At 38.7% G+C, this 3,724-nt stretch carries 5 protein-coding genes; 3 read left to right on the top strand and 2 right to left on the bottom strand.

Features of this window, described 5'->3' with window-relative positions; translation table 11 throughout:
- Positions 1–144 precede the first annotated feature (144 nt).
- From ABMY41_RS21485 to ABMY41_RS21475, 3 genes are read left to right on the top strand one after another with little or no spacing between them, the layout of a single operon-like run.
- Entirely contained in the window at positions 145–1,266 is a 1,122-nt protein-coding gene (locus tag ABMY41_RS21485; protein WP_349276223.1) for a hypothetical protein, read from the top strand.
- Between the two features lie 50 nt (positions 1,267–1,316).
- Positions 1,317–1,568 (top strand): hypothetical protein, encoded by a 252-nt coding sequence (locus ABMY41_RS21480; protein ID WP_349276222.1) that lies wholly within the window; start codon positions 1,317–1,319, stop codon positions 1,566–1,568.
- Positions 1,569–1,584: 16 nt separating this feature from the next.
- The gene (locus ABMY41_RS21475) at positions 1,585–2,139 is read left to right on the top strand and encodes a HAMP domain-containing sensor histidine kinase (RefSeq protein ID WP_235378159.1); all 555 of its coding nucleotides are present in this window, start codon (positions 1,585–1,587) and stop codon (positions 2,137–2,139) included.
- A 413-nt stretch (positions 2,140–2,552) separates the two neighbouring features.
- On the opposite strand, the gene ABMY41_RS21470 is transcribed toward ABMY41_RS21475, so the two are convergent.
- Together ABMY41_RS21470 and ABMY41_RS21465 are read right to left on the bottom strand one after the other, a co-directional pair.
- Positions 2,553–3,269 (bottom strand): cytochrome b/b6 domain-containing protein, encoded by a 717-nt coding sequence (locus tag ABMY41_RS21470; protein WP_235378158.1) that lies wholly within the window; start codon positions 3,267–3,269, stop codon positions 2,553–2,555.
- A 31-nt stretch (positions 3,270–3,300) separates the two neighbouring features.
- Positions 3,301–3,606, bottom strand: coding sequence for a DUF3240 family protein (locus ABMY41_RS21465; protein WP_055022338.1), 306 nt, complete (start codon positions 3,604–3,606; stop codon positions 3,301–3,303).
- Positions 3,607–3,724: the final 118 nt, after the last annotated feature.

The raw sequence follows: 3,724 nt of genomic DNA, 5'->3' as shown, positions 1-3,724 counted from the left end.
TATTCATGCTGTTGTGTGGTAACAAGCCTAATTGCACGTTCACGAAATTCTGATGTATAGCGATTTGATTTTTTCATAGTTCCAGTTTCTCAAGTTATTGAGTCTCTGGCAAACACGGGGCGATTCAGTAAACTTCTGTTATATGTGCTTTTACCTTCAACAGTGCTTTATTTTTCAACTTTCTATTTCTGGGTTTCAGAAACGTTAGAACAAAAATTGACGAATACTAAGCAAGCACTTGCCTTTCAAGCCAATCTTCTTTCACAAGAGCTTAATAAACAAAACTTTAGTGCGCTACAAATTGCCAAAACTATGGCAGATGCCCAGCATCATGGTCTTTTTGGCCGTCGAGAACAGAGTAGTGCCTTTGCCAAATCAATTATAATTAATAACGAATTCCTGGAAGCTGCTTACTTTGGTTACGAACCAGATGCTGATCAATTCGATTTAAGCTATTTGAAAGTAGCGCCCGAGGAGGTGCGTTTAGGTTTGTCAGAGACAGGACGATTCGTTCCATATTGGAAGCGGGATGAAAATTCTTCAATTAGTGAGCGACTTGAGCCTCTTGTTGATATTGAAAGCAGTGAATGCTATCTAGGCCCAAAAGCACTTGCTGCGCAAAATCAGAACGGACCTACCATAACAGAGCCTTACTGGTATGAAGGGGTTCAAATTGTCGAATTTACCTACCCTATTGTGATAGATGGTCAGTTCAAAGGTATCGCGGGCGTGGATATGGCCTTAAACGAAATACTAAACAAAGCGCTTAACATTGCTGCCGATAGAAGCATTTTTATACTCAGTAATAATGCCAATATTGTTGCTTCCACCGAATCCGAACTTATCACCAAGTCATTTATGCAAACACCTTATTCTGCCCTACTTTCCCGTTTCTCAGACAGTGAGTCAGAAACCGTCAACTTTCCATTGAACAATGGGCAAGAGTTGTTATTTACTCATGCTGAGATGCCCTTAAGTGGCTGGTTGGTAATTATAGGCGCTGAAAAGAACGAAATATTATCACCGATTTACAGACAAATTGCCGACATGATACTTATCAGTTTGGCAGGCTTTATTATCCTTTTAATCGTGGTATTGAGAATAGGTCGAAAATTTAATAGCCGATTTCAAAGAACTACAGAAGTGATAGATAGATTAGCATCGGGGGATAGTGCAACCCTACCTGTGAGTTTCGAGGATACAGGCGATGAAGTTAGCAGAATGAATCGGCAATTAATGCATTTACATCAGGGGATTATAGTATAACCATCATTCCCAGAAGTGATAAAGATAATTTAGCGTTCGCCTTCAATCAGATGATGTTAAAACATCAAGCAGAAGTGTTGAGAAAAACTCAGCAACAGTTGATTCAATCAGAGAAAATGGCCAGCTTAGGAAACTTGGTCGCTGGTGTTGCCCATGAAGTCAATACACCTGTTGGTATATCACTCACAGCTGCTTCTCAAATAGACTATTTGATTGGAAATTTATTACTTAACATGGAGTCCGGTAAGATAACAAAAACTCGGCTGAAATCTTCGTTAGACGAGATTCGTAGCAATAACTGAACTTGTTTTATCTAGTATGCAGCGGGCCGCAAATCTCATTCAAGATTTCAAGCAAGTTGCAGTCGATCAACACATAGACGAGAGCAGGCCTTTGTTACTAAGTGAATATTTTCAAAAAATTCTCTCTAGCTATTCCCAACAATTGAAAAAGGGTCAAGTAACTGCGGAAGTCAAAATCACTGGAAAAGAACATGCTATCGTTACTGACCCTGAGACAATGGCACAGATATTTAGTAATTTAGTAAGTAATGCCCTAACCCATGCATTTCCCCGCAGTAGCGGCACTTTCAAGCTAATATGCGATATCGATACTCAGGGTGACTGGATAAACATTAAGTTAAGCGACAATGGCGTTGGCATGAGTGAAGACCAAATGAAAAGAATATTTGAACCATTTTATACTACTAACCGACATGGTGGTGGCAGTGGGCTAGGCCTTCACATTGTATACAACCTAGTGACTCACAAGCTCAACGGTGAAATTAAATGCAGCTCACAAGTTGGAAAAGGAACCCTGTTTACGATAGGGTTTCCCGCCACTAAACAAGATTCCATTTCTCGAATGGTATGACAGCGATGTGTCAGAGACTTTAACTAATTTTGTTTAACTGCTAATCACACATACTCTATTTAGAGTTTTGAATTGGCAGATGCAAATGAACAAAAAAAGTTAATTGAGTGTCGGGCTTTATTATTGAATTTAAGATGTGAAGCTATTGCTGTATGGCTATATTTCGCACAAAGCGTCTTTCGATTCTAACTCATAATTACCCATCAACGAGTTATAGCCATGACTCGCCTTCGCTCCAAAACAAATTAGGGCAAATGTACTATTGGCTGCTTTAGACGAGGAATATTCATCCTGCATAACTTGCCAATTTTCACTTGTAAGCAATAACCCAAAGGTTTTCAACTCCAAAAAGAAAGACCTCCCTTTGTCTTTCGTATTGATAGCCTATATAAACTAAGAGTCTTAAATTTAGTTTAGTCATTATTCGATTTTTCGGGTAGAAACTTATAACCATTGATCATTGCTGAAACCAGCCCTGATTTTTCTCTTTGTTCAGCAACGATAACACCTAGTATATGCAATGGAATAAGTATTATTAGGGCATAAAATGCGTATACATGAGCAGTGATAATGGGGGATCGAAATTCTCTAAGATCCTTATAACGTTCATCGTCAACGTTAACTTTTGAATAAGGCTTGATTACATCAAGTTGAGTATCGTCAACCGCAATGCTTTTAACAAAGTGCTGTCCTAACGGTGGGTAGTAAATATCAGTCCCTGCCAGAATTAAGCCCGTCGCCATTTGAATTGTCATTGCTATCAGCAAAGCTAATACCATGAGCTTCCCTATTGGATTATGGCCTTTGTACACTTGTTTGGGAGAGCGTCTGAATTTAGTTAGTTCCTTCTTATACCCTTTCATAAATGGCAGAGTTTGTGACCACATGTCATTCGACGAACCAATAAAACCCATAACCAGCCGAATGATAAGGTTTATGGCAAAAATGTAACCGATAGTAACATGTATGGTTTTAAGCATTATTTTGGCGTCCACCGTTACTCCAAGTGTTTTTCCATTAAAGATGATTAAGCCGATCACTATTAGTAAGCTAATTGTGATGACGTTTATCCAGTGAAAAAGCCTGATGCTTTTAGGCCACACATAAGTAAGTGTTCTAGTTTTGTTCATAACATTTCTCCTTTTCCAGAGATTGCGTAACTTATAAATGGCCTGTTTCGGTGATAGTTGTTGTCCAATACCTAATTTTTATGGTTGTAAATAGTAACTTTAGTTCTTCTTTAAGCTTTTCTAATTCACATTGCTCAATAACTACTTCAAACTTCAGCATATCTTTGTAGCCTCTAACTTGTTCCTCTAAGCTAAAAGCACTATGTTTCTTGCTGTATCCCATGATCGGGAAAATGTTGAAGCCGGATGCTATATCACTCAGCATTAATTGGTCGATAACATCATCCTTGTGCTTCTTAGGGACTATGAAGGTAAAAACTAATGATGAACTAAACATTGCGCTGCTCCAATAAACGATACCAGATTGGTAATAAATAGAGTGTTGTTGCCGTTGAAGTCAGTAAGCCTCCTATAACAACTATAGCAAGCGGTTTTTGTATCTCAGCTCCCGGACC

This window comes from Pseudoalteromonas sp. BZA4 (assembly GCF_040104395.1).
GTDB lineage: Bacteria > Pseudomonadota > Gammaproteobacteria > Enterobacterales > Alteromonadaceae > Pseudoalteromonas.
The sequence above is the reverse complement of the archived record's forward strand: the minus strand, read 5'-3'. Positions and strand labels throughout refer to the sequence as shown.

Coding starts and splice junctions, on each gene's coding strand:
- ABMY41_RS21465 (WP_055022338.1), bottom strand. CDS start 3,606: ATGTTTAGTTCATCATTAGTTTTTACCTTCATAGTCCCTAAGAAGCAC.
- ABMY41_RS21480 (WP_349276222.1), top strand. CDS start 1,317: ATGATGTTAAAACATCAAGCAGAAGTGTTGAGAAAAACTCAGCAACAG.
- ABMY41_RS21470 (WP_235378158.1), bottom strand. CDS start 3,269: ATGAACAAAACTAGAACACTTACTTATGTGTGGCCTAAAAGCATCAGG.
- ABMY41_RS21475 (WP_235378159.1), top strand. CDS start 1,585: ATGCAGCGGGCCGCAAATCTCATTCAAGATTTCAAGCAAGTTGCAGTC.